This is a genomic window from Pseudoalteromonas sp. CR1, from assembly GCF_019392235.1.
Lineage (GTDB): Bacteria > Pseudomonadota > Gammaproteobacteria > Enterobacterales > Alteromonadaceae > Pseudoalteromonas.
Genome location: NZ_JAHXRM010000015.1, coordinates 104336 through 128260, shown reverse-complemented (window position 1 = coordinate 128260; position 23925 = coordinate 104336). Strand labels below are relative to the sequence as shown.

30 protein-coding genes are annotated in these 23925 nt (G+C 40.1%); 9 read left to right on the top strand and 21 right to left on the bottom strand.

The genetic code is table 11. The features are described from left to right. Window positions 1-691 precede the first annotated feature (691 nt). The 18 genes from rplQ to KZZ04_RS13865 all read right to left on the bottom strand — a co-directional run bounded on the left by rplQ (window position 692) and on the right by KZZ04_RS13865 (window position 11411). Window positions 692-1093, bottom strand: coding sequence for a 50S ribosomal protein L17 (rplQ, locus tag KZZ04_RS13950; protein WP_006794892.1), 402 nt, complete (start codon window positions 1091-1093; stop codon window positions 692-694). A gap of 39 nt (window positions 1094-1132) precedes the next feature. Continuing rightward, the gene (gene rpoA, locus KZZ04_RS13945) at window positions 1133-2119 is read right to left on the bottom strand and encodes a DNA-directed RNA polymerase subunit alpha (RefSeq protein ID WP_008127834.1); all 987 of its coding nucleotides are present in this window, start codon (window positions 2117-2119) and stop codon (window positions 1133-1135) included. Between the two features lie 24 nt (window positions 2120-2143). Next, window positions 2144-2764: a 30S ribosomal protein S4 gene (gene rpsD / locus KZZ04_RS13940; protein ID WP_002959461.1), complete on the bottom strand. Its 621-nt coding sequence runs from the start codon at window positions 2762-2764 to the stop codon at window positions 2144-2146. Between the two features lie 21 nt (window positions 2765-2785). Then, entirely contained in the window at window positions 2786-3172 is a 387-nt protein-coding gene (gene rpsK / locus KZZ04_RS13935; protein WP_002959471.1) for a 30S ribosomal protein S11, read from the bottom strand. Window positions 3173-3184: 12 nt separating this feature from the next. Beyond that, window positions 3185-3541, bottom strand: coding sequence for a 30S ribosomal protein S13 (gene rpsM / locus KZZ04_RS13930; RefSeq protein ID WP_006794252.1), 357 nt, complete (start codon window positions 3539-3541; stop codon window positions 3185-3187). 125 nt (window positions 3542-3666) lie between these two features. After that, on the bottom strand, window positions 3667-3780 hold the full coding sequence (gene rpmJ / locus KZZ04_RS13925) for a 50S ribosomal protein L36 (protein WP_002959476.1): 114 nt from the start codon (window positions 3778-3780) through the stop codon (window positions 3667-3669). A 22-nt stretch (window positions 3781-3802) separates the two neighbouring features. After that, entirely contained in the window at window positions 3803-5131 is a 1329-nt protein-coding gene (gene secY, locus KZZ04_RS13920; protein WP_058403567.1) for a preprotein translocase subunit SecY, read from the bottom strand. Between the two features lie 10 nt (window positions 5132-5141). Beyond that, window positions 5142-5576 carry a 50S ribosomal protein L15 gene (gene rplO / locus KZZ04_RS13915; protein WP_006794250.1) on the bottom strand — a complete coding sequence of 145 codons (435 nt, stop codon included), beginning with the start codon at window positions 5574-5576 and terminating at the stop codon, window positions 5142-5144. A gap of 4 nt (window positions 5577-5580) precedes the next feature. Next, window positions 5581-5763, bottom strand: coding sequence for a 50S ribosomal protein L30 (gene rpmD, locus KZZ04_RS13910; RefSeq protein ID WP_002959482.1), 183 nt, complete (start codon window positions 5761-5763; stop codon window positions 5581-5583). 2 nt (window positions 5764-5765) lie between these two features. After that, complete coding sequence (gene rpsE, locus KZZ04_RS13905) at window positions 5766-6272, bottom strand: 30S ribosomal protein S5 (RefSeq protein WP_006794249.1); 507 nt, start codon at window positions 6270-6272, stop codon at window positions 5766-5768. A 9-nt stretch (window positions 6273-6281) separates the two neighbouring features. Further along, a complete protein-coding gene (rplR, locus tag KZZ04_RS13900) occupies window positions 6282-6632 on the bottom strand; it encodes a 50S ribosomal protein L18 (protein WP_006794248.1) in 351 nt (116 codons plus the stop codon). Window positions 6633-6641: 9 nt separating this feature from the next. Beyond that, window positions 6642-7175, bottom strand: coding sequence for a 50S ribosomal protein L6 (rplF, locus tag KZZ04_RS13895; RefSeq protein WP_006794247.1), 534 nt, complete (start codon window positions 7173-7175; stop codon window positions 6642-6644). 13 nt (window positions 7176-7188) lie between these two features. After that, window positions 7189-7581 (bottom strand): 30S ribosomal protein S8, encoded by a 393-nt coding sequence (gene rpsH, locus KZZ04_RS13890; protein WP_006794246.1) that lies wholly within the window; start codon window positions 7579-7581, stop codon window positions 7189-7191. Between the two features lie 21 nt (window positions 7582-7602). Further along, window positions 7603-7908, bottom strand: a complete 306-nt coding sequence (rpsN, locus tag KZZ04_RS13885) for a 30S ribosomal protein S14 (RefSeq protein WP_006794245.1) — start codon at window positions 7906-7908, stop codon at window positions 7603-7605. Window positions 7909-7918: 10 nt separating this feature from the next. Continuing rightward, a complete protein-coding gene (gene rplE / locus KZZ04_RS13880; RefSeq protein WP_006794244.1) occupies window positions 7919-8458 on the bottom strand; it encodes a 50S ribosomal protein L5 in 540 nt (179 codons plus the stop codon). 16 nt (window positions 8459-8474) lie between these two features. Then, window positions 8475-8789 (bottom strand): 50S ribosomal protein L24, encoded by a 315-nt coding sequence (rplX, locus tag KZZ04_RS13875; RefSeq protein ID WP_006794243.1) that lies wholly within the window; start codon window positions 8787-8789, stop codon window positions 8475-8477. Between the two features lie 10 nt (window positions 8790-8799). Further along, window positions 8800-9168 (bottom strand): 50S ribosomal protein L14, encoded by a 369-nt coding sequence (gene rplN / locus KZZ04_RS13870; RefSeq protein ID WP_002959498.1) that lies wholly within the window; start codon window positions 9166-9168, stop codon window positions 8800-8802. Window positions 9169-9440: 272 nt separating this feature from the next. After that, window positions 9441-11411, bottom strand: coding sequence for an AsmA family protein (locus tag KZZ04_RS13865; RefSeq protein WP_219422995.1), 1971 nt, complete (start codon window positions 11409-11411; stop codon window positions 9441-9443). A gap of 229 nt (window positions 11412-11640) precedes the next feature. Between KZZ04_RS13865 and KZZ04_RS13860 the strand changes: the two genes are divergently transcribed. The 9 genes from KZZ04_RS13860 (at window position 11641) to KZZ04_RS13820 (ending at window position 19515) form a co-directional block, all read left to right on the top strand. After that, complete coding sequence (locus KZZ04_RS13860) at window positions 11641-12060, top strand: hypothetical protein (RefSeq protein ID WP_219422994.1); 420 nt, start codon at window positions 11641-11643, stop codon at window positions 12058-12060. 8 nt (window positions 12061-12068) lie between these two features. Continuing rightward, a complete protein-coding gene (locus KZZ04_RS13855; protein ID WP_219422993.1) occupies window positions 12069-12269 on the top strand; it encodes a helix-turn-helix transcriptional regulator in 201 nt (66 codons plus the stop codon). Between the two features lie 139 nt (window positions 12270-12408). After that, window positions 12409-13572, top strand: a complete 1164-nt coding sequence (locus KZZ04_RS13850) for a hypothetical protein (RefSeq protein ID WP_219422992.1) — start codon at window positions 12409-12411, stop codon at window positions 13570-13572. Window positions 13573-13854: 282 nt separating this feature from the next. Beyond that, the gene (locus KZZ04_RS13845; protein ID WP_219422991.1) at window positions 13855-14541 is read left to right on the top strand and encodes a TorF family putative porin; all 687 of its coding nucleotides are present in this window, start codon (window positions 13855-13857) and stop codon (window positions 14539-14541) included. Between the two features lie 168 nt (window positions 14542-14709). Then, window positions 14710-15375 carry a hypothetical protein gene (locus KZZ04_RS13840; protein ID WP_219422990.1) on the top strand — a complete coding sequence of 222 codons (666 nt, stop codon included), beginning with the start codon at window positions 14710-14712 and terminating at the stop codon, window positions 15373-15375. Window positions 15376-15641: 266 nt separating this feature from the next. Next, window positions 15642-16355 carry a YIP1 family protein gene (locus tag KZZ04_RS13835; RefSeq protein ID WP_058551422.1) on the top strand — a complete coding sequence of 238 codons (714 nt, stop codon included), beginning with the start codon at window positions 15642-15644 and terminating at the stop codon, window positions 16353-16355. A gap of 55 nt (window positions 16356-16410) precedes the next feature. Next, window positions 16411-17577, top strand: coding sequence for an efflux RND transporter periplasmic adaptor subunit (locus KZZ04_RS13830; RefSeq protein ID WP_219422989.1), 1167 nt, complete (start codon window positions 16411-16413; stop codon window positions 17575-17577). Continuing rightward, entirely contained in the window at window positions 17577-18284 is a 708-nt protein-coding gene (locus KZZ04_RS13825) for an ABC transporter ATP-binding protein (RefSeq protein ID WP_058403577.1), read from the top strand. The genes KZZ04_RS13830 and KZZ04_RS13825 overlap by 1 nt, the downstream gene beginning before the upstream one ends. After that, complete coding sequence (locus tag KZZ04_RS13820; RefSeq protein ID WP_138530237.1) at window positions 18277-19515, top strand: ABC transporter permease; 1239 nt, start codon at window positions 18277-18279, stop codon at window positions 19513-19515. Before KZZ04_RS13825 ends, KZZ04_RS13820 begins: the two co-directional genes overlap by 8 nt. 13 nt (window positions 19516-19528) lie before the next feature. Here the strand turns inward: KZZ04_RS13820 and KZZ04_RS13815 are convergent, their stop codons facing one another. From KZZ04_RS13815 to KZZ04_RS13805, 3 genes are all read right to left on the bottom strand, one after another. After that, window positions 19529-19858 carry a hypothetical protein gene (locus tag KZZ04_RS13815; protein ID WP_219422988.1) on the bottom strand — a complete coding sequence of 110 codons (330 nt, stop codon included), beginning with the start codon at window positions 19856-19858 and terminating at the stop codon, window positions 19529-19531. After that, window positions 19855-20166: a Bor family protein gene (locus KZZ04_RS13810; RefSeq protein ID WP_058403580.1), complete on the bottom strand. Its 312-nt coding sequence runs from the start codon at window positions 20164-20166 to the stop codon at window positions 19855-19857. Before KZZ04_RS13810 ends, KZZ04_RS13815 begins: the two co-directional genes overlap by 4 nt. A 171-nt stretch (window positions 20167-20337) precedes the next feature. After that, window positions 20338-23916 carry a M1 family aminopeptidase gene (locus KZZ04_RS13805; protein WP_219422987.1) on the bottom strand — a complete coding sequence of 1193 codons (3579 nt, stop codon included), beginning with the start codon at window positions 23914-23916 and terminating at the stop codon, window positions 20338-20340. Window positions 23917-23925: the final 9 nt, after the last annotated feature.

Genomic DNA, 23925 nt, shown 5'->3' with positions numbered 1-23925 from the left:
CTTTCCTGTGCTTTTGTCAACACTTAATTTTAAACTTTATAAAAATCTAAACCTAAGTTTTACTCGACTCACTAAGTAGTTTGCTTGGCTCGCTAAGCGTTGCCTGCTCTGCCGTCTCAGTGGGGTCGCATTATAGGGAGATCCTAAAACAGATCAACCCTTTTTTGAAGAAAACGTAAAAAAACATGTTGTTCGCTGGGAATTTAGGCTAAACGCTCAAAAAGGCAACTAAACCTACTCATATTTGACCTTTAAAGCTATTAAAGCTGATTGTTTGAAAGAAGCTTTTTATAATTGCTGCTTAGATTATCCAGAAAACCAATTGTTTAATTAAACATGGCCATTTAAATTTGTAGCAAATAAGTTCATCAGTCAGAAATTCAAGTGTGAAGAGTTAATACGCTATTACTACATATCATCTGTTATGACTTTTTTCTGTTTATACCAATCAACCATCTCAGTCGTTACGATGTTATGGCGCTATTGAATAAATAACTTCGCCAGTAAGTAAAAAGTAACAATTCTCAATACAATTGCACTATTGTTTTCTATTCTAATCAGGCTGTTTTACAAGATGAAAGGAAGGAGAGTTAATTTACTAATAATATCGAGCAAACGGTATATCCGGTTTGAGTGAAATTTAGACATTAAAAAGCCGAGCATATGCTCGGCTTTTAGGTTTCTTTAAGACTTACTCTGCAGACTGTGCGTCTTCTTGAACTTCTTCGCTAGTCGCTGGGCGACCAACTAGTTCAATATAAGCCATTGGTGCATTATCACCAGTACGGAAGCCACACTTAAGAATACGAGTGTAACCACCTGGACGATCCGCGTTACGTGGACCGATTTCACTGAATAATTTACCAACAACTTCATTGTCGCGCGTGCGAGCAAACGCTAAACGGCGGTTTGCTACACTGTCAGTCTTAGCCAGTGTGATTAAAGGTTCAATTACACGACGTAACTCTTTCGCTTTTGGCAAAGTTGTTTTGATGATTTCATGTTTCACCAAAGAACCTGCCATATTGCTGAACATCGCTTTACGATGGCTACTGTTACGGTTTAATTGACGACCACTCTTACGATGGCGCATGACCCTATCCTTCTAACTAAACTAATATAGTGATTTAGATTATTCAGCTAAACTTGCAGGTGGCCAATTTTCTAGGCGCATACCTAGAGAAAGACCACGTGAAGCTAGCACGTCTTTAATTTCAGTTAGAGACTTCTTACCTAAATTAGGCGTTTTAAGAAGCTCAACTTCAGTGCGCTGAACTAAATCACCGATATATTGAATTTGCTCGGCTTTCAAACAATTTGCTGAGCGTACTGTTAGTTCAAGATCATCGACTGGACGAAGCAGAATAGGATCGAATTCTGGTTTCTCTTCTTTCTCTTCTGGCTCAGTTACATCACGTAAATCTACGAATGCATCTAATTGCTCAGCTAAGATAGTAGACGCACGGCGGATCGCTTCTTCAGGATCTAATGTACCGTTTGTTTCCATATCAATGATTAATTTGTCTAAATCTGTACGTTGCTCAACTCGAGCTGATTCAACCGAGTACGCAATACGTTCAACTGGGCTGAATGATGCATCAAGCAACAATCTACCAATTGGACGCTCATCGTCATCAGAGGATAAACGACTAGATGCCGGCACATAACCACGACCGCGCTCAACACGAATACGCATGCTGATCTCGCTGTTACCTGTAGTTAAATTACAGATAACGTGATCTGGATTAGCAATTGTTACATCGCCATCGTGCTGAATATCAGCCGCAGTAACAGGGCCTACACCAGATTTAGTCAGGGTCAGAAAAACTTCATCTTTGCCTTCTAACGTTACTGCTAAACCTTTAAGGTTTAATAGTATTTCAATGATGTCTTCTTGAACGCCTTCTTTCGCGCTGTACTCATGTAATACACCGTCGATTTCTACTTCAGTTACTGCACATCCAGGCATAGATGAAAGTAATATACGGCGTAAAGCATTACCCAGAGTGTGACCAAAGCCACGCTCTAATGGTTCTAAAACTATTTTAGAACGCGTTGGGTTTATAGCGTCGATGTCGACTAACCTTGGTTTTAGAAATTCTGTAACAGAACCCTGCATTTTATCCTCTCTTAACTCTTAACTTTACTTAGAGTAAAGTTCGACGATTAGTTGTTCATTAATGTCCGCAGACAGGTCTGAACGCTCAGGTAGACGCTTAAAGCTGCCTTCCAATTTCTTACCGTCAACTTCAACCCAAGTCGGCTTTTCACGTTGCTCAGCCAACTCTAGAGCAGCGATGATACGTGCTTGTGTCTTAGACTTCTCACGGATTACTACAGTATCTTCTGGAGTAATTACGTATGAAGGAATGTTCACAACACGACCATTAACTAGAATCGCTTTGTGGCTTACTAACTGACGTGCTTCAGCGCGTGTGCTAGCAAAACCCATGCGATATACAACATTGTCTAAACGTTGCTCTAAAAGCTGTAACAAGTTTTCACCTGTATTACCTTTAAGGCGAGCAGCTTCTTTATAGTAGTTACGGAACTGCTTTTCTAGTACACCGTAGATACGACGAACTTTTTGCTTTTCACGTAATTGTAAACCGTAATCAGATAGACGACCTTTACGAGCGCCGTGCTGACCAGGTGCAGTCTCAAGTTTACACTTAGAGTCGATAGCTCTTACGCCGCTCTTAAGGAACAGGTCAGTACCTTCACGACGACTCAGCTTGAGCTTAGGGCCCAAATATCTTGCCATGTTATTTCTCCTAACCTATTGTTAAACGCGACGTTTCTTCGGTGGACGACAACCATTATGTGGTATTGGCGTCACGTCAGTAATGTTGGTAATACGGTAACCAGCAGCATTCAAAGCACGTACAGCAGATTCACGACCTGGACCTGGACCTTTGATGAAAACTTCTAGATTTTTTAAACCGTATTCTTGAGCCGCAGTACCTGCGCGCTCTGCAGCAACCTGAGCAGCAAATGGTGTAGATTTACGTGAACCACGGAAACCTGAACCACCGGCAGTAGCCCATGATAGTGCATTACCTTGACGGTCGGTAATCGTTACAATAGTGTTGTTGAAAGAAGCATGAACATGAGCCATACCATCAGCAACTTGTTTTTTAACCTTTTTACGACGAATTGGTGTCTTAGCCATAATACTATCCCCTTATCGCTTAATAGGCTTACGAGGACCCTTACGGGTACGCGCGTTAGTCTTAGTTCTTTGACCACGAAGTGGTAAAGAGCGACGGTGACGTAGGCCACGGTAACAACCAAGGTCCATAAGGCGCTTGATATTTAATGTAACTTCACGACGAAGGTCACCTTCAACAGTGTACTTGCCAACTGCATCACGCAGTACGTCAAGTGTTTCGTCAGAAAGTTCACCGATTTTTGTGGTTTCGGCGATACCAGTCGCTGCTAAGATAGCCTTAGAGCGAGTCTTACCTATGCCATAAATAGCTGTTAAACCAATAACTGCATGTTTATGATCAGGGACGTTAATGCCAGCAATACGGGCCACTAACACATCTCCTATATTCGAATTTGGTAATCAAAAGTTTGAAAAGCCCGTAAGGATACTCAAACGAAGACCAAATCACTACTAAAAACACAGGCCGAGAAATCTCAGCCTGCACGACTGTTTACTTAGCCTTGCCTTTGCTTATGCTTAGGCTCACTGCAAATTACGCGTACTACACCAGCACGTTTAATAACTTTACAGTTACGGCATATTTTCTTAACGGAAGCACGTACTTTCATTGCTCAACTCCGTAAACTGACCTTATCGACCGTAGCCTTTAAGGTTCGCTTTTTTCAGCACAGAATCATACTGATGAGACATCAGGTGAGTCTGTACTTGTGCCATAAAGTCCATGATTACAACAACGATAATCAAAATTGATGTACCGCCGAAATAGAATGGCGTTTGCCATGCCATAGTCATGAATTCGGGCACCAGACAGATAAAGGTTATATACAAAGCACCTGCCAATGTCAGGCGTGTCATCACTTTATCAATGTATTTAGATGTCTGCTCACCTGGACGAATACCTGGGATAAATGCGCCAGATTTCTTAAGGTTATCTGCAGTTTCACGCGGGTTAAATACCAACGCTGTATAGAAAAAGCAGAAGAAGATAATAGCCGCAGCTAAAACAAGTGAGTACAAAGGTTGACCTGGAGTCAACGTTGTAGCTACAGCTTGTAATGCATCAGCGACAGGACCTTCACCTTGGCCGAACCAGCTAGCAATTGTACCAGGGAACAGAATTATACTACTAGCAAAGATTGGTGGAATAACACCCGCCATGTTTACTTTTAGTGGTAAATGCGTGCTTTGAGCAGCAAATACTTGACGACCTTGTTGGCGTTTAGCGTAGTTAACAACAATACGTCGTTGTCCACGTTCGAAAAACACTACAAGATAAGTAACAGCGAATACTATAACCGCAACCATAAGTAGTACAAAAACATTCAAATCACCTTGGCGCGCCATTTCGACTGTCGAACCAATAGCAGACGGCAAGTTAGCTACAATACCAACAAATATTAGAACTGAAATACCGTTACCGATACCACGTTCTGTTATTTGTTCACCCAACCACATAAGGAACATAGTACCTGTTACTAAACTCACCACAGCGGTGAAATAGAAACCCATACCCGGGTTAACAACTAACCCGTTCATCATGCCCGGTAAGCTAGTAGCAATACCGATAGATTGAATAGTAGCTAGCACAAGCGTGCCGTAGCGTGTGTACTGGCTAATTTTTTTACGCCCTTGCTCACCTTCTTTCTTAAGCTCTATAAACGGAGGATACATATGCGTTAATAGTTGCGTAATAATCGAAGCCGAGATATACGGCATAATACCCAGTGCTAACACTGAAGCTCGCTCAAGTGCACCACCACTGAACATGTTGAACATTTCAACAATGGTGCCCTTTTGTTGCTCGAAGAAATCGGCAAGTACAGCGGCGTCAATCCCAGGGATCGGCACAAATGAACCTAGACGGTAAATTATGATAGCGCCCAATACGAAGAGTAATCGACGCTTCAATTCCGAAAGCCCACTTTGTGCACTTTGTGTATCTTGACCTGGTTTAGCCATTTGTACTTCCTTAGTCTTCTACCTTGCCTCCGGCAGCTTCAATAGCTTCGCGTGCACCCTTAGAGGCTTTAAGGCCTTTAAGTGTAACAGCGCGTGAAACTTCACCAGATTTAACAACTTTAACGAAAAGAACGTTCTTTTTAACTAGACCAGCTGCTTGTAACGCGCTTAGGTCTACCACATCGCCTTCAACTTTAGCGATTTCAAAAAGGTTAACTTCTGCAGATACTAAAGATTTGCGTGAAGTAAAACCAAATTTAGGTAGACGACGTTGCATAGGCATTTGACCGCCTTCAAAACCAACGCGTACTTTACCGCCAGAACGTGACTTTTGACCTTTGTGACCACGGCCACCAGTCTTACCAAGACCAGAACCGATACCACGACCAACACGTTTAGGGGCAGTTTTTGAACCTGCAGCAGGTGAAAGTGTATTCAAATGCATGAAATTAACCCTCTACCTTAACCATGTAAGAAACCTTGTTTATCATACCACGTACACATGCTGTGTCTTCTAACTCAACAGTGTGATTGATACGACGTAAACCAAGACCGCGTAATGTAGCTTTATGCTTCGGTAAACGACCGATAGAGCTTTTTACTTGTGTTACTTTTACAGTTTGATTAGCCATGGTTACCCCAGTATTTCTTCTACGCGAAGGCCACGTTTTGCAGCGATAGACTGTGGAGAATTCATATTCTCAAGAGCCGAAATCGTTGCACGTACTACGTTGATTGGGTTTGTAGAACCGTAACATTTAGATAGTACGTTCTGAACACCAGTCACTTCTAGTACTGCACGCATAGCGCCACCTGCGATGATACCAGTACCTTCAGAGGCTGGTTTCATGAACACTAGTGAGCCAGCATGACGTCCCTTAACAGGATGCTGTAATGTATTGCCATTTAGGTCTACATTGATCATGTTGCGACGTGCTTTTTCCATTGCTTTTTGAATAGCAGCTGGAACTTCACGTGCTTTACCATAACCAAAACCTACTTTACCTGCGCCGTCACCAACTACAGTTAGTGCAGTAAAGCTAAAGATACGACCACCTTTAACTACTTTAGACACACGGTTTACCGCGATTAGCTTTTCAGCTAGATCAGGCTGTTGTTGCTTTGCTTCTACGTTAGCCATTGTCTACTCCTAGAATTGCAAACCGGCTTCACGCGCAGCATCAGCTAGCGCCTTCACACGGCCGTGATATTTAAAGCCACTGCGATCAAAAGCAATCTTTTCGATGCCTTTGTCAGCCGCACGTTCAGCAACCGCTTTGCCAACTGCTTGCGCAGCTTCAACGTTACCGGTGCCTTTAACTGTTTCGCTAATAGCCTTCTCAACAGTAGAAGCAGCAGCCAGTACATTACCCTCAGCATTAATTACTTGAGCGTAAATGTGACGTGGCGTGCGGTGGATAACAAGACGCGTTGTGCCTTGTTCAATATAATTTCTACGAGTGCGTTTAGCACGACGTAGACGAGCTGTTTTTTTATCCATCGTCTTACCTTACTTCTTCTTAGCCTCTTTACGGCGTACATTCTCATCTGAATAGCGAACACCTTTACCTTTATAAGGCTCAGGTTTACGGTATGCACGAATGTTAGCAGCTGTTTGACCAACTAACTGCTTATCTACGCCCTTAACTAGAACTTCTGTTTGGCTTGGAGTTTCAATCGTAATTCCTTCAGGAACTGCGAAATTAACTGGGTGTGAGAAACCAAGTGTTAAGTCTAAAACTTTACCCTTAGCTGCAGCACGGTAACCAACGCCTACTAACTGAAGTTTCTTCTCGTAACCTTCATGCGTACCAACAACCATGTTGTTGATTAGAGCGCGAGCAGTACCTGCTTGTGCCCATGCATTTGCTACGCCTTCACGAGGTAAAGTTGTAATAACGTTGTCGTTAACTTGTACTTCAACTGCGTCGTTGATAGTACGAGTAAGTTCACCGTTTTTGCCTTTAACTGTGATTTCCTGGCCTTTCAATGTAACTTCTACACCGGCAGGAACATTAATTGGTGCCTTTGCTATGCGAGACATAGTTCCCCTCCGATTAAGCTACAAAGCCAATGATTTCACCACCAACACCAGCACTACGTGCTGCGCGGTCTGTCATTAGGCCTTTAGAAGTTGATACGATAGCGATACCAAGACCACCCATTACCTTCGGTAATTCGTCACGTTTCTTATAGATACGTAAACCAGGGCGACTTACACGCTGGATATTTTCAATTACAGCTTTGCCTTCGAAGTACTTCAACTCGATAGAAAGCTCAGGTTTAACTTCACCGTTAACTGCGTAGTCTACGATGTAACCTTCGTCTTTTAGTACTTTAGCTAATGCTACTTTCAGCTTTGAAGTTGGCATCGTTACAGATACTTTCTTCGCTGATTGACCGTTACGGATACGTGTGAACAAATCCGCGATAGGATCTTGCAAGCTCATAGTCTTACTCCCATGATTCTATTACCAGCTAGCCTTTTTAAGGCCAGGAATTTCACCGCGCATAGCTGCTTCGCGAACTTTAATACGGCTCATGCCGAATTTGCGAAGGAAACCATGTGGGCGGCCCGTAATGTTACAACGATTACGTTGACGTGCAGGGCTAGAATCACGTGGTAAAGCTTGTAGCTTAAGTACCGCGTCCCAACGATCATCTTCAGATGTATTAACATCACTGATGATAGCTTTTAGTGCAGCACGCTTTTCAGCATACTGAGCAACTAGTTTTGTGCGCTTTGCTTCGCGCGCTTTCATAGAATTCTTTGCCATAACCCTACCCTTATTTCTTAAATGGGAAGTTAAACGCTTCTAACAACGCACGGCCTTCCTCATCAGATTTCGCAGAAGTAGTGATAGTGATATCCATACCGCGTACACGGTCTACTTTATCGTAATCGATTTCTGGGAAGATGATTTGTTCACGTACGCCCATGCTGTAGTTACCACGTCCATCAAAAGACTTAGCACTTACGCCACGGAAGTCACGAATACGTGGGATAGCGATTGATACCAAACGCTCAAAAAAGTCCCACATACGCTCGCCGCGTAGGGTTACTTTACAACCAATTGGGTAGCCTTCACGCACTTTAAAGCCAGCAACAGATTTGCGTGCTTTAGTGATTAAAGGTTTCTGACCAGAGATTGCAGTTAAATCAGCTACAGCGTGATCTAAAATTTTCTTGTCAGCTAGGGCTTCGCCCACGCCCATATTTAATGTGATCTTTTCGATCTGAGGGACTTGCATGACAGAGCTGAAACCAAACTTCTCTTGAAGTTCAGCTACTACTTTGTCTTTATATACTTCATGCAGTTTCGCCATCATTCTACTCCAACTATTAGATAGTTTTACCAGTAGATTTAAAGATACGTAATTTCTTACCATCTTCAATCTTGAAACCTACACGATCTGCTTTACTCGTTTCCGAGTTGAAGATCGCAACGTTTGATGCGTCCATAGACGCTTCTTTCTCAACAATGCCGCCAGCTTGGTTCAATTGTGGAACCGGCTTTTGGTGTTTCTTGATCAAGTTTATGCCTTCGACAAAGATTCGACCAGATTCAGTAACAACTGAAAGCACTTTACCGCGCTTACCTTTGTCTTTACCTGCTAGTACGATTACTTCGTCACCACGACGGATTTTTGCTGCCATGATTGGCTCCTTACAGTACTTCTGGGGCTAGTGAAACGATTTTCATGAACTTGTCATTACGAAGTTCGCGAGTCACAGGGCCGAAAATACGTGTACCAATTGGCTGCAAGTTATCATTTAAGATAACAGCCGCGTTGCTGTCGAAACGGATCAGAGAACCATCTGGACGGCGAACACCTTTTCTGGTACGCACAACTACCGCGTTTTTAACATCACCTTTCTTCACTTTACCGCGAGGAATAGCTTCTTTTACAGAAACTTTAATGATGTCGCCAATCGCTGCGTAGCGACGGTGTGAACCACCAAGGACTTTTATACACTGCACTTTGCGAGCGCCGCTGTTATCAGCAACTTCCAGCTGAGTTTGCATTTGGATCATGTTAATGACCTCCGGTGTAGTAATTACAACGTGTCTTAAAATTGTTTAAAATCAAGACATTTCGATTAAATCCCACTCAAAAACAAACGAGTTGTCTCTTAAGGGCGGGCAATTGTACCAGCATTGAGCATGCAGCGATAGGTTATTTTTTAATTAATTTAAGGACTGAAGAAATTTTATTAACCTTGGTAAAGCTATGTGACTATTTTTTAAATGGTTATAAAATAAACAAGGCACTTAAAAAGTGCCTTGTTTATTTTACTAGTGGTTATTTAGCCAAATAGCCCTTTTAATTTGTCTTTTACTTTATCTTTGGCCTTCTCTTTCGCTTTTTCTTTTGCGTCATCGAGTTTCTTTTTAGCTTCATCTTTCAGGGCATTACTTACATCTAAATTTATACCCACATCGTGAAATGGTCCTTTTATACGCAATGGTATTTTAAAGCCTGTACTGTCATCGGTTGTGCCTTGACCTTCAATTGAATCCACAATGCCCGTTACCAAGCGGTAATCTACTTTAGTGAGGGGTAAATCCACATCCCCTTCACCGGAAATACGAATTAAAGGACTTATTAGCGACAGGTCTTTATTCTTACCCACGCCGTTTATAAAATTAAAGCTACCAGCAAGCGCAGAAAAGTCTGTTTGTTCAGCCTCTTCAAAACCAGTATCTAATCCCTCTGAAGCTGCGCCAAAGTTCCCTGATATAATTTCTTTACCTTTACGAACCATTTCAGCGACATTTGCTCCTTTTACCGCACCATCTGCAAATTTAAATCCTAATTGGCCATTAAGTGCACTTATAAACGATTTTTGACTTTGCCCAACTGTAGATAAATTCCAATTTAAAGAGCCTTTACCGAGTAACTTGTCAAAACCAGTTGCATCAGTTAATAACGGCTGTGCATCAATATCTGTTAAATTAAAGTTTGTAGCTATCTTATAAGGTACAATTTGAGCATCAATAGTAATTACACCTTTACCAGCGCCTTCATACGCTGAAAAGCTATCAAGGCTTAATTTAGCCACGCTATTTTTGAGAGCCACTGTAAATTGGTTTGCACCAAGCTCAATATCGTTAGCTTTTAACCCGCTTGAACGAATAACTACATTAGCATCAAGTGCATTTAATGCGCTTAAATCAATTTTCGTATCGTCCCATACAATTGGCTGAGTAGGCTTAGATTCTTTACTTTCGGGTTCTTGCTGTTTTGCTACGGCTTTTGATAAGTAAGGGTTTAAATCTAGCATGCCTAAGTCAATGTCAGCGTTAACGCCCAAGCGACTTCCTAAATTAAGCTCACTCTTACCTTTTATTTCTAGCTCGTCTAATGTAGCGATTAACTGTTCAAGATTAAATGTTTCACCTGCAAGATGCATTTTACCGTTTACACTAAAGGCATTAAACGCATTTTCTTTGGCGTTTAAGTCTATTCCTTGCCAAGTTGCTAGGTCTTTAACAGAGTTGCCACTGAGCGCTAATTCGCCTTTTATATCTTGCCCTTGTTGAGCAATATCCCCATTGAAAGTTAAATCAACTAAGCGTGAATTAAGACTTTGCGTGACTTTGAATGTAGAGCCTTCGATTGCTTTAGCTGGTGTATCTAATGTTATATCCAGCTCAAAACGCTCTTGCATATAAGTAATTCCGCCTTTAACTTCTAATGATTTGCGAAGAGAAGGGAGCAAAATAGCTAACTCTAAATCACTAATTTGTTGCTTCGCACCAGTTACTCCATCAAGGTAAGTAAACTTACCGCCATAAATTGCAACTTCCCCCAATTCAATGTCAAAGCTTTCTGGTAACTTAACCGGCTCACCCGCAGCTTGCTGTTGTTCTGGTTGTTTAGCAACAGAATCGAATAACTGCCAGTTCGCTTTACCATTCTTATCTGTTTCTAATAAAATATCGGGTTCGTTAATCACAAACTTATCAAGCTTAAATTCACCACCAAATAATGAAAACCAAGGTATATGTATCGCTAACTGCTGCATACTTGCCATATCATTTCGCGAACCCGTCTGCATATTTGCAAAGTGAACATCATTCAATTCTAATTTTAGGGCAGGAAACACACTAAGCGTTTTATCACCCTTAATTGTTAGCGTTCTTCCCGTCGTTTTTTGAACTTCCTCTGATACTTTATTAAAAATGGTATCGGTAGGAATTAAAAAAGGCGCTGCCACAATTAAAGCAATACAAAGTAAGAGTATTACACCAAAAATTTTGAGTAAGGTTTTCATGTTCGTCCTTTAAGCGGTCAAATTATGTTTTTATCATAGCGAGTGTTAAGCCTAAAAGCATTGCTGTAGATAAAAAAAACTCATAAAAGCAGTTTACTTATTTCATATGAATCGTTCCTGAAACATTTTGATACCTTTAGGTTACAAAAAATAATTGACTCATTGATACCTCAAAGTTACATTGACACCCAGAGGTTACATAATGTTAAATTTTAAAAGGAAATGATATATGTCAAATCATGATATTAAAAATGAAGAAAAGTTTATGGGCCAAAATGCTTGGTTTTCATTATTCATGGGAGTCACTTTATTAATCATCAGTGTTTACCCACTGCTTACTCAAACATCAGCCCCACTGTTGTTTATTGGCACTGCTGCTTTTTTAGGTTCATTCTGTATGTTTGTGATCAGAGGCGGGTTTACATGGAAAATGAAATACCACCTTACCTACAAAGATGAGTACTTAAACACCATCGACACTATTGCCTATAAACATGTAGTCCTTGGCTTACTTTTTAGCATGGGTGGCGTTTACTTATTCTCAGATGATTTGGCTTTAGAAGTGTCTCACACCATGATGGCCTCGTTTTATCTTGCTGTAATGTGTTTAATATATGGCGTATCAATTCTTTGGCAAAGCAAAGATTAGGAACAAAAGTGCAAAATAACATAGCAAAATTTCGTAAAGAGGCAGGGCTTTCGCAGCAAGAACTTGCCGATGCTATTAGCGTATCGCGTAAAACAATAAGCACTGTAGAAACAAATCGATTTACGCCGTCGGTCATTATAGCGCTTAAAATTGCAGCTAACTTTAACATGCCCGTTGAGAGCCTCTTCATATTGGATGAGGCTGATTAATAACCGAGCAGGTTAGATTAACCCCAATTTTAAACACCATAATACTGCAGCGCGCAGGACAGCGCTGTTGTTATTAGCGTATTTGAGCTAAAATACACAATGCTAATACATATATATAAATCCGGAGTATCTACAAGGCATGAAAAAACTGCTAATTTCACCGTCAAAAATGACACTAGGCGAGCAAGAAAATCAAATCTATCAGAACATTCTGAAACAATCTTCAGAATTAAGCCTTAACCTTATGGCCGTGAAAGTAGAAAACCATCCTGATGATTTTTTACCTTGGTGTTACGAGCTATTAAACGCAAGTAGAGATCGTATTAACTACGATTTACTTGAGCCACAACAGCTACCTGTTCTTAAAAAATTGCATGATCAGCTTATTTCGGCTATCAGCTTTTTACAAGTTAAAACGCTTCGTGTAGCCCCTTGGCCTGTGGTAAGTGTATTTATAGAGCAACATAAAGACGCTATTGCACTTGATGAACAACTTCGTCTAGCAAGTTACGTAAAAAGTATTCGTGAGCAATCATTAAAAGACATGATCCCTGAAGACCTTCTTGCTTTTACTGGCAAGCATATGGCTTCACTTGATCCAAGCACATACGACTTTGATGTTGAGTGGTTTGCATCGACTAAAAGCGCTAAAGCTTTTCATCAACTCATTGGTGATTTACCGGGTGCGTTTGATGAAGCACTGGCAAATATTCCTCTTGAAGGTGACATTACCCATTACGAGTACCAACAATTCGTAGCCGCTTACACCAAAGTATTTACTGATAGCAGTGAAAAACCAACACTTGCTCCGGCAACACGACTACTTGCAATGCGTCGCCCTGATATTTTTACGCCAATTACAAATAGCCGTTTAGACGCATTATGCTCAGCGCTTGCGGTTACTAAACTCAAAAATAGTGATTTTGAGCGTTACTGGCAAGATATTGTAAAAGGCATTCAAGCTATGTCATGGTACAAAATGGCAAATGCTTCAAATGAACTAGAAGAGCAACTAGTGTCAATTAAAGCGCTTATTCCGTGCTTTTTTTATTACGCGGATAACAAAACACCAGATAGCTCTAACTATATTAAATTACTTAATAAACCAAAGCGAAGCACCACTAAAACGGGTAAAACACAACGCAGAGGTAAAGAGTCGGCTGAAATTTTAGTTGATCGCGCTTTAGCTGCTGATGATATTCCTGAGCACATTCGTAGCAAACGTGATTCAATAATCAGCGAAGTTCAAAAAGGTCGCAGTGTAAACGAAACAATTAGTCTAATGCGCACCATATTTGGCTAAATAATTCTAAACAAGCTGTACTTTCATGGTGCAGCTTGATTATTTTATGCACCAGCGATGTGCGAAGAAACATTCCCTCCTTGTAATTAAAAATACACAACTAAAACACAACCTACTGTTAATAAACAATAAAATTTAAATTTCAAACAAAATAAATCAAGCTGGCATACACAGTGCAATTCTATTCTCAGTTAAACAATAAAAACGCATAAATCAAAAGGCTACGGTACTTCATAATAAAAAGCCTTCCTATGCAAAAAATCATATAACGGGAAATGGAACATGTTAAAACTAAAAAAAACAATCGCTTTTAGCGCCGTAGCATTAATGGCTGCCACATCACTAACATCAACAGCAGTAAATGCTGAAGTGTCTGCTAATGTAGCCGCTACCTCAAACTACTTATGGCGTGGACAAGAACAAACTGGTGGCGACGCAGCTATCTCTGGTGGTATTGATTACGCTGATGAGTCAGGATTTTATGCTGGTACATGGGTATCAAATGCATCTTGGGCTGACGAAATGACCTACGAACTAGATTTTTACGCAGGTTTTGGTGGCGATATTAGCGAAGGCGTTAGCTACGACGTAGGTTATATTTACTATGCTTACCCAGACGCGGCATCAAGTGCTGATGCTGATTTCTCTGAAATTTACGGTAGCATCAGTGTTGAAGGGTTTACCTTTGGTGCATCAGTGCTTGCTACGTCAGCGGCAAGTGGTGACGGTACAGACTTTGGTGACTCACTTTATTTAACAGCTGATTACGGCTTTGCTGTTGGCAGTAATGGTACAGAAATGGCTTTACATATAGGCCATTACTCGGGTGATTTCATTGGTGATGAAGACATCATTGATTACGGTATCTCTGTATCAAAAGATGGGTTTACGTTTGGCGTATCAGACACTGATATGGACGAGTCAGATGTAAAAGTTTACGTTGCTTACGCTGTAGACTTCAGCTTATAAACAAACATATGTTACTTGCTGCAACTGAAGGGCCTTTTGGCCCTTTTTTTATACTTAAAAAACTAGCAAATTTTTTTAAGTATCCATGACTATATGAGTAGAGGGAAGGTTCTTACTATGTTAGTGTAAAAATAAAGCATTACCTACCAATTACTAAGGAAAGTAAAAATGAAACATAAAGTGTTAATTACTATTTCTGTTGTTGCAGTTAGTTTTGCGGTTATCTTCACATTACATTACTCACAAGAGCCTAATCTATCGGTTCAGCAATCAGTTAGCGAATCCAATAAAAACACCCAATTAAGTGATATAAAGCCTGTAAAAACTACATCAAAAACTAAAAACGTGTTGCCCATCACCGATAAAAGCAATTCAATAACACCAGAACAGTTAGATAAACCAGAGCAACAAGTCTTAACTGCTGAAGTATTTTCTGATGAGTTTGTCTCTACCGAAAATGGCAAAGAGTTTGTGTCAAAAAAAGCATTAGATGACGTATTCAAAAATGACACTTCACTATTACTGCAACGCATGTCTGATATTGAATACTCTGAAGTTGCCCAGATACGTAAAGATAAGTTAAACGAATTTATTATAAATGAATTAAAAGACGTTACCATTTTACAGCAAGACTTAGAGTGTGCAGGAAAGGTTTGCGCGATAGAACTTACTTATACGCAAAGTAGTAACCAAGCATCTATTGACACCCTTTCAAGCTTTTCTAAAAACTATTCTTTTCAGCAATTTACTGAAACCGAAAGTGGTGATAAAAAACTAAAAGCACTATACATCGCAACAGATAACCCTAGCGGTTTAAGCTTATCTGATAGCTAATTAAATGAATGGCTGTGTTTGCATTAGATACAGCCATAATAACGTGATTATTAAGCTCTACTCCTGATTAGGTCAATCATATTAAAACCACATAGCAACAATAGGACTTAGTAATACGTCTATTACTTATTACTTTTACAATGCCCACCGTTGTTAACAATCGGTTACAATTGAATAAAATTAGTACATACTTTTTCCTATATTATTAATCTATCCATTGGTATCACGTGTTTACCAAATCTCATATAGGTTATTAAGGAATAATAATGAAATCACCTAACGCATTTAGCGCCCTACTCGATATTTACATTAGCCCAAGCAAAGCTTTCAATGGTGTTGAACACGCCAAAGGTTGGTCATGGCTTGCTTTTATAGCAATCTCTTTAGTTTCAATGACGAGTATTTATATTTTTTATTCCACCGTTGATATGCAGTTTTTGATTAACGAGCAATTTGCAGCTGCAAGTGTTGATGCAACAATTGGCGAGCAAAAAATGATTCGCCAAAGCATTGAACAAAACGCCGAAATACAAGTATGGATTAGCATGATATCAATCGTATTAGGTACTGCAATCATAGCCGCGATAATGGCTGTGTATTATATGCTCATTGCTAAATTAGACCCAGAATCAGAGCACAGCTATGGTGCTTGGTATGGTTTTACTATTTGGACAATAATGCCAAATATTGTTTTAAGTCTAGGTACGCTAGCGCTTGTACTTAGTGCAAGTACCGATCAAATATCTCAAACAGCAGTATTTAACTTTGATTCAATTAATCAGCTTGTTGTTGGGTTAGAACCCGGCAGCCCATTTTATACATTACTAGAATCATTAAAGCTAAGTAGTCTTTGGGGGATTGGACTAGGAATGGTTGGCTTAAAATGTTGGACAAATTTTTCAACAAATAAAGCGTTACTTTTCTCGGCGCTTCCAACATTGGTTATTTTTGGTATTTGGGCAATTATTGCTGCAATGTAATTAATAAGCAGAGGTATTTTACCTCTGCGCTACTTATTCACGGACAGATGTATATATGAAAAAAGCAATAATAATAACGATAGCTGTAGTCGCGTTTATAGGCCTAATAGTTTCTAAGCAAGTAACAGATGATAAAAAGCAAGCACTAGTAAATATTGCACAGGTTGAGCAAGGAAGTATTGCTGATTCAATCATGGCGTCGGGCAATCTAGTTTTTAATACCCAAGTGCAATTGCGCTCTGAGGTAACTGGTCGTGTCGATAAGGTTTTTGTAGAAGAAGGGCAAAGCGTTAAGCAAGGGGATATTTTAATGCGCCTTGATACAACGGCCTTCGAATCAGAAGTAAACCGAAACCAAGCCGTTCTACGCGCTACCGAAATTGAAATAAAACATAGCCAAACTCGTCTTGCTAATTTAGAGCGTCAATTAAAAAGGCAAAAAGAGCTATACGATGTTGGATTAGGAAATCAAGAAAGCTTTGAAAATATAGAAAGCGCTCGCGATCTAGCAAAAATAGATATCGAATCACGCAAAGAGTCATATAACCAAGCACAAGCGTCGCTTCAAATAGCACAAGATCGCCTAAGTAAAAGTGTATTTAGAGCGCCAATGAGTGGCTTACTAGCATCGGTTAATATTAAAGAAGGCGAAACGGTTATTGCAGGCACAACTAATATTATTGGTTCAGACCTTATGCTTGTTGCCGACCCTAGCGCTATTTTAGCAGAGCTTCGAGTTGATGAAACAGATATAGCCAGCATAAAACTAAATCAACAAGCTGATATTTATGCCGCAGCTTACCCTAACAAACCTTTTAGCGGCAAAGTCATTAATATTGGTACATCAGCTAAAAACCAACCAGGGTCGCAAGGGCTTTCTTTTAGAGTTAAAGTACTATTAGACCCAACAGATCGCCAGCTTTATGCAGGTATGAGTTGCCGGGCAGAAATTGCTACAAGCATTGCCGAAAACGGCTTAAAGCTCCCTATTGAAGCTATACAAAAAGAAGAGGGTAAAACCTTTGTATGGCGCTTAAATAGCGATAATACCGTGAGTAAAGTAATAGTAAGTGTTGGTATTTCGTCTGACATTGAGCAAGCCATAACAGAAGGGCTAAGCAAAGGCGATAATGTGGTTATTGGCCCTGCTCGACCAATTAGTAAGCTGCAAGAAGGCGATGTTGTTTCACTTAAAAATGATGCAGACGAGGAAGCAATATAATGTCTGCGGTAATTAAGTTAGAACACATTAACAAACAATATGTAATGGGCGAGCAGGTATTTAAAGCGTTAGATGATGTAAATATCGTCATGAATGAAAATGAATATGTAGCCATTATTGGCCCTTCAGGCTCAGGTAAATCAACTTTAATGAACTTACTTGGCTGCTTAGATACCCCCACTAGTGGCGATTACTTTTTAAAAGATAAACTTGTAAAAAGTATGACCGAAACCGAACTTGCGCATCAACGTAATGAAAGCGTCGGATTTATTTTTCAAAGCTTTAACTTATTGCCTAGGGCAACTGCACTTGAAAATGTAATGCAACCTTTGGTTTATCGTTTTATACCCGCAAAACAACGCAAACAAAAAGCACTTGAAGCATTGCAACGGGTTGGCCTTGGCGACAAGGTTGATCACCTATCTAGTCAGCTTTCAGGTGGGCAACGTCAACGTGTAGCTATTGCTCGCGCATTAGTAACTAAACCACATATTTTACTAGGAGATGAACCCACGGGGAATCTTGATAGTAAGACCACCGCCGAAATAATGACCTTGTTTGATGAACTGCATAATGAGGGACACACTATTATTTTAGTGACCCACGAGCAAGAAATTGCAGACCATTGCCAGCGGGTTATTCGCTTGGTAGATGGTAAGGTAGTAAGTGACGTAAAAAAAGGCGAAGGAGAAAAACAACATGTTTAAATCTGCCATTGCCATTATGGAAGGAACAAAAGCAGCATTAATGGCTATTAAGGCCAACGCAATGCGCAGCGCATTAACCTGTTTAGGTATTATTATTGGTGTTGCAGCCGTTATAACTGTGGTTGCAGTTATGCAGGGCTTTACTAAACAAATTAACGATCAACTTGCTGATATGGCACCCGATGTAACCTCAATCAAACCATTTACAAGCATTGAGCAAGAAATGGTTGGTAAAAACGCAAAGCTGACTTACTCCGACTTTTTAACACTAAAAGCACGCATAAAAGAAGCCGAAACACTAACCGCGCTTATGTTTACATGGCGCTTTTCTGGTGGCGCTGAATACGGAAATAAAAGTCATTCATCACGGGTAATGGGAACCGAACAAGATTATCAAAAAGCATACCGCACGTTTCCAGAGTTAGGCCGCTTTATTCGCGCGGAAGATGACGAAAAACGCCGTCGGGTTGCGTTTATTGGTCCTTCTATTATTGAAAAGTTAAATTTACCCGACAACCCCGTAGGAGAATATATCAAACTTGGTGGCGAATGGTTTAGGATCATTGGAGTAGCCGAAAAACAAGGTAGCTTATTTGGCTTTGATCAAGATGATTATATAAATATTCCAATCAGTACCATGAGCGCGCTAGAGGGCGCTAGCAGCACGAGTAACGTACAGATAATGTTTAGACTTAAAGAAGGAGTCGATGAAGAGCTTACTTTAGCTAAAATAACGCGTATTTTACGCCAATTACATAAATTAAAAGACGGTGAAGAAAACGACTTTGAATTTGAAACCGCAGAAAAAGCCCGTGCTAATGTTGATAAGTTTACGGGGAGCGCCACGGCGATCACTGCCGGTATTGTTGGTATAAGCCTTGTTGTAGGAGGTATTGGCGTAATGAATATCATGCTGGTATCGGTGACTGAGCGCACCCGAGTAATAGGTACACTCAAAGCATTGGGCGCAACACCCGGCTTTATTATGCTGCAGTTTTTGGTGGAAGCAGTGGTACTGTCGTTGTTTGGCGGATTAATTGGCCTAGCTATAGGCTATGGTGCTGCCACATTTATTTCGTTTATTGTTCCCAGTATGCCCGATGCTTACATACCTGGTTGGGCTGTGATGTTATCGTTCGGTTTTACATCTCTCATTGGTATTGTATTTGGCTTAGCCCCCGCTATTAAAGCAGCAAGGCTAAACCCTATTGAAGCATTACGATACGAATAATTGGCATCAATCGCTACTCAGCTTTAAAAGGTACCTTAGTGCAGCTTACTTCAACTGTTTTAGGGTACCAAGCTGGGCCTACCTGATTAACTACAATCTCCGCCACTCCATTACTAAATGACTTATAAGTATGCACCGTCTGCCATTGTCCTTGCGGGCAATGCTCACTCAAATCAACCGCATCAGATCCCTCATACAAAGCTAAAGCAAAATTATGATGCCACTGAGAGCTATTATGTGTTTGATTGTTAACTTTTTCAGGTACACCATTATCAAAGTAAATATTTGTGCAACCAGTTAACATAGCAAATGTAATACTGCCTAAAATTAATTTAAGATTCATAACGCCTCCTGCGTATTTTGCTCTTCACACCATACTTTTACTGTGTGTGGTGAATAAATACCTAGCGTAATTAAACTCAACGCACCATCGCTAAATGTTTGCTGCGACTGCATTTGAGCAGCTTGTGTATCTGTACAAATCTGTTTTACATCCACGCGTTCCTCCCCTACTAACCCCCATAAGTAAAATGGACGGCTATCCTCGTAGGTTGCTTTACTTGTAATTTTTGCGATAGCGTGTGGCTGTATGGTAACCGCAGAACAGGCGCTTAAGCCTAATACTACAAACCCCATTATTAATGATTTCATGTTTGTCCTTACTTAGTACTCACTTTCAGTAAATAAACTTTACAGTAAACCAGTAACTTAATGCGTAAAAAGCTGTGCGAAAAATGTAGCCAACCTTACAGATTTCAAACAGTTTTTTACACAAAAAAAGGCCGCAAAATTGCGGCCTTTGAGTAAATATTGTGTCAGCTATTAAAACTTAGCCAAATTATTTACATTGTCTTTATCAACCAGTTTTACGTACGGATCGACTCCTGCAAATAAAGGTTTTTCTTTTACCCTTAACTCAATGATATTAGTGCCCGTTACTATTTGGTGTTTTTGTGAGTAAATCACAAAATCTTCAGCGAGTAGGTTTTCAGGATCATCGCTAAACAACACAATATCAATTAACTCGTCGAGTGGCTGTTCTGTTTCTTCACCTTGACCATCAGCACGTTGCTTAACAGCTTCAACGTTTAACGTAACGCTATAAAAGCCATCACTGTCGGCTTCGTCTGAAATTGAAACCTCTTTCATTTCTAGCTCATACAAAGTGATATATTTAAACTGATCATCAATAAAGTTTTGCTCAGCTTGCGTTGCGTCTTGTTTTAAATAACTGAGTAAATCAAGCGTTGTTGGGTATGGCGTTGATTGGTATCTAAACTCATTTAAAAATGCCTTAAGGGCAGCGTTTAAACGTTTTTCACCTAAGCGATCATAAATCGCCATCATCACCACAGATCCTTTATTGTAATGAAGGTATTGCTGGGCTTGTGTTTTATATAGCGGCATTTCTTCAAACGCTTCCCCTGTGCGGCCCATTAAGTACCTATCTAACTCGTATTTTAAAAACTTACGTAGCTTTTCTGGGCCAAAGCGTTTTTCAAGCACCATAAGCGCACTGTATTGTGAAAGCGTCTCCGACATAACGGCGGCGCCTTCTACATTGGCTCCCGATACTTGATGACCCCACCACTGATGCGCCACTTCATGTGCGGTTACATAGTAAGGTAGGTCAATTTTACTTTCATCCCTTGAGTCTGTAACAAAACCAATGCTTTCTGAATAAGGAACAGTATTAGCAAAACTTTGCGCAAATGAGCGATAGCGAGGAAATTCAATAATACGTAATTGCTTATGCTGATAGGGACCAAATGCTTGTGTAAAATAATCTATCGAGTCTTGAACCGATTCAATCATGCGGTCAACATTCCACGCATGACTTTTATGGAAATAAACCTCAATATTTACACCATTATGCTCAACCTTTTTACTTTCGAGTTCGGCCGACTGCACCGCATAAAAGTTTATAATAGGTGCATCCATTTCATAAACAAAGGTTCGGCGCCCATCTTTTACGCTTTCACTTTGTAAATAACCAGGCGTAATCGCAAATTGCGATTCATCGGTCGTTACCGTTGCTTTAAAGTTAATAAACCCCGTGGCTTGACCAAAATCACTTTGTGTATAGTACTGGCTATCTTCAAGTTTATTTGCTCGTTCTAGCTCAGGTAAATCATGTTTACGGCGCTCAAATTTATCAGCCACCTGTAAACGACGGTTGTAACCAAAATTGGGAAACAGCTCCCAGTTATTAATAAACGTGCCATTAGCCACTAACTGTGTATCAGAGCCACTATCGGTAAAGCCTGTATGCTCGCGAATGACAGACAGCTGCCCTTCTCTTATTTCATTTGGCATAAGGGGCTGATCAAATTCAAACCATGCAGAATAAAGCGCTGGTAATTTTTCAACAATTTTACCGCCAGCCATCGTTACATCCCAGCTTTTGGCGTGTTGCGGTGAACTTATTAGCACTCGCGAAATTGGCTCATTAGATGTATTAGTAAACTTTATTTTTGCAACTGCACTCAAAGCACGCTTTTTAGGATAAATATCAACAGTTAAGTCAACATCGGTCACCATAGGCACGGCTAAATCTTTGTATTGTGCAAACTGTTTTTCATAGCTTACTTGCTTGTCTTGAAACGCATCGCTTGTGGTAAATTCGTTTAAAACACGCGTATTGTAATAAATGTTATAACCTGCACCAACAAACACCAGTGCACTAACACAAACAATTACTTGCCCCTTTAACGACATATTATAACGAAGCATAGACAGGCGTGTAAGCAGCGTTTGTGAAGGTCCTCTATGCCATAACGCAAATCCTACAATAGCCAAAACAAGACTTAACGCGCCCCAATACAATGTGTACCAATGCGCTGCTTGCAAAAAGTGTCCATAGCCGTTTATATCAGAGTACGGTACGCTACTGCTTTTCGAAAAATGATACATATGGTGTTCAAATCCATACGAATCCATTACCATTTGCACTATGTAGTACAAAATAAATAACCCCATTCCTACGTATTTATTTGGGCTAATAATTTGTAAAAAGAAGGCAAGCACCGTAAGCATAATTAACGGTAAAAGCGATAAATAAACAATCCTGAATAAATACTGCCCTAACTCTAAATTAAATTGCCCTTTAAATAACTGCACTGTGATTGTTAGTATCATTCCAACAATAAACAAGCCTGAAATAGCTGTTATTAACGCCAGTATTTTTGATACCCAAAAAACACTGTTGTGTACTGGAAAGCTGTCAACAATATCGCCCATACCACTTTGACGTTCTCGCCAAACAAGCTCAGCGCTATAAAAAGCGATAATAACAAACAAAAACAAACCCGAAATACCGCTAATAATATTGACCATATTCGCGGTAATTGGCCAGTTAGTTGTACCGTAAGCGCCAATGGGAGCAAACAGCGGAATCATAAGCGTTACAATACTTACACCCGCTAGAATCATAAATGGCGCGCTAAATATAACTTGTTTAAGTTCAAATAAGCTGCGCATTACTAGCTGAGATTGCGTACTTACACCTTTTGACTTGTAATTTTTAGCATTATTAATCAGTGCAGCTTGTTTATTTTGCACAAATGCAGAGACTTTAAATTGCTTTTTCTGTTTTTTAGCTACTATGCGGTTACTTAATTTTCCAAGGCTAACAAACATAGCTAAGCCCAGTACAACCCACAAAATACGGTTAACTAACAGATCACCGCTGAGAGTGAGCACTTCTGTATTTTTATCACTCACAGTCCAGTAACGCGTCAAATCAATTAAAGACCCTAGCCCAAATGGATCGGCGTAAACAACTATATTTCTAAATGCTAAATCATCAAAATAAGCACTGGCGATTTGATAAGCGATAAAAATAACAACGGCTGCTACATACACCGACATCATGGTTTTAAAATAGACAGCCACGCTGTTAAAAATAGCTGAAAGCACCAATAAACTTGGTACTGCAATATAAAAATAAGGTGCGGCGTAATACACAAACTTATTTGGACCTACTAGCTCACTATCGAGCCACCCAACTGATAAGCCAAATTGCGACCCTAAAAGCACGCCTAACGGCACGGTTAAAAATACAACCAGTACCACTAAGTAAGCACCAAAAAAACGCCCAGTTTGATAAGGAATAGGATTAACAGGCTTACTAAAAACCAGTTCGTCCATTTTACTTTCACTATTTCTAATGGCGGAGCTGGCAACAAAGTTAACTACCAAAAACATCGCAAATACACAAAATGTAATGGTTAACATCATAATTGAGAAAGGCGAATTCATATGTACATTAGCGCCGCCTAGCGGAAATTTGCTAGAAGAGCTGATAAAAAACGCCATAAAAAAGAACATTAATGAAACAATATAAAACGAAGGCTGGCGCACAAAATAGCGCAGCTCAAACGCGAGCATATTAAAAAACATAACGCCTCC

Bases quoted from the DNA above. Each gene is read 5' to 3' on its own strand.
- rplQ (WP_006794892.1), bottom strand. From the start codon at position 1,093: ATGCGCCATCGTAAGAGTGGTCGTCAATTAAACCGTAACAGTAGCCAT.
- rpoA (WP_008127834.1), bottom strand. From the start codon at position 2,119: ATGCAGGGTTCTGTTACAGAATTTCTAAAACCAAGGTTAGTCGACATC.
- rpsD (WP_002959461.1), bottom strand. From the start codon at position 2,764: ATGGCAAGATATTTGGGCCCTAAGCTCAAGCTGAGTCGTCGTGAAGGT.
- rpsK (WP_002959471.1), bottom strand. From the start codon at position 3,172: ATGGCTAAGACACCAATTCGTCGTAAAAAGGTTAAAAAACAAGTTGCT.
- rpmJ (WP_002959476.1), bottom strand. From the start codon at position 3,780: ATGAAAGTACGTGCTTCCGTTAAGAAAATATGCCGTAACTGTAAAGTT.
- secY (WP_058403567.1), bottom strand. From the start codon at position 5,131: ATGGCTAAACCAGGTCAAGATACACAAAGTGCACAAAGTGGGCTTTCG.
- rplO (WP_006794250.1), bottom strand. From the start codon at position 5,576: ATGCATTTGAATACACTTTCACCTGCTGCAGGTTCAAAAACTGCCCCT.
- rpmD (WP_002959482.1), bottom strand. From the start codon at position 5,763: ATGGCTAATCAAACTGTAAAAGTAACACAAGTAAAAAGCTCTATCGGT.
- rpsE (WP_006794249.1), bottom strand. From the start codon at position 6,272: ATGGCTAACGTAGAAGCAAAGCAACAACAGCCTGATCTAGCTGAAAAG.
- rplR (WP_006794248.1), bottom strand. From the start codon at position 6,632: ATGGATAAAAAAACAGCTCGTCTACGTCGTGCTAAACGCACTCGTAGA.
- rplF (WP_006794247.1), bottom strand. From the start codon at position 7,175: ATGTCTCGCATAGCAAAGGCACCAATTAATGTTCCTGCCGGTGTAGAA.
- rpsH (WP_006794246.1), bottom strand. From the start codon at position 7,581: ATGAGCTTGCAAGATCCTATCGCGGATTTGTTCACACGTATCCGTAAC.
- rpsN (WP_006794245.1), bottom strand. From the start codon at position 7,908: ATGGCAAAGAATTCTATGAAAGCGCGCGAAGCAAAGCGCACAAAACTA.
- rplE (WP_006794244.1), bottom strand. From the start codon at position 8,458: ATGGCGAAACTGCATGAAGTATATAAAGACAAAGTAGTAGCTGAACTT.
- rplX (WP_006794243.1), bottom strand. From the start codon at position 8,789: ATGGCAGCAAAAATCCGTCGTGGTGACGAAGTAATCGTACTAGCAGGT.
- rplN (WP_002959498.1), bottom strand. From the start codon at position 9,168: ATGATCCAAATGCAAACTCAGCTGGAAGTTGCTGATAACAGCGGCGCT.
- KZZ04_RS13865 (WP_219422995.1), bottom strand. From the start codon at position 11,411: ATGAAAACCTTACTCAAAATTTTTGGTGTAATACTCTTACTTTGTATT.
- KZZ04_RS13860 (WP_219422994.1), top strand. From the start codon at position 11,641: ATGTCAAATCATGATATTAAAAATGAAGAAAAGTTTATGGGCCAAAAT.
- KZZ04_RS13850 (WP_219422992.1), top strand. From the start codon at position 12,409: ATGAAAAAACTGCTAATTTCACCGTCAAAAATGACACTAGGCGAGCAA.
- KZZ04_RS13845 (WP_219422991.1), top strand. From the start codon at position 13,855: ATGTTAAAACTAAAAAAAACAATCGCTTTTAGCGCCGTAGCATTAATG.
- KZZ04_RS13840 (WP_219422990.1), top strand. From the start codon at position 14,710: ATGAAACATAAAGTGTTAATTACTATTTCTGTTGTTGCAGTTAGTTTT.
- KZZ04_RS13835 (WP_058551422.1), top strand. From the start codon at position 15,642: ATGAAATCACCTAACGCATTTAGCGCCCTACTCGATATTTACATTAGC.
- KZZ04_RS13830 (WP_219422989.1), top strand. From the start codon at position 16,411: ATGAAAAAAGCAATAATAATAACGATAGCTGTAGTCGCGTTTATAGGC.
- KZZ04_RS13825 (WP_058403577.1), top strand. From the start codon at position 17,577: ATGTCTGCGGTAATTAAGTTAGAACACATTAACAAACAATATGTAATG.
- KZZ04_RS13820 (WP_138530237.1), top strand. From the start codon at position 18,277: ATGTTTAAATCTGCCATTGCCATTATGGAAGGAACAAAAGCAGCATTA.
- KZZ04_RS13815 (WP_219422988.1), bottom strand. From the start codon at position 19,858: ATGAATCTTAAATTAATTTTAGGCAGTATTACATTTGCTATGTTAACT.
- KZZ04_RS13810 (WP_058403580.1), bottom strand. From the start codon at position 20,166: ATGAAATCATTAATAATGGGGTTTGTAGTATTAGGCTTAAGCGCCTGT.
- KZZ04_RS13805 (WP_219422987.1), bottom strand. From the start codon at position 23,916: ATGTTTTTTAATATGCTCGCGTTTGAGCTGCGCTATTTTGTGCGCCAG.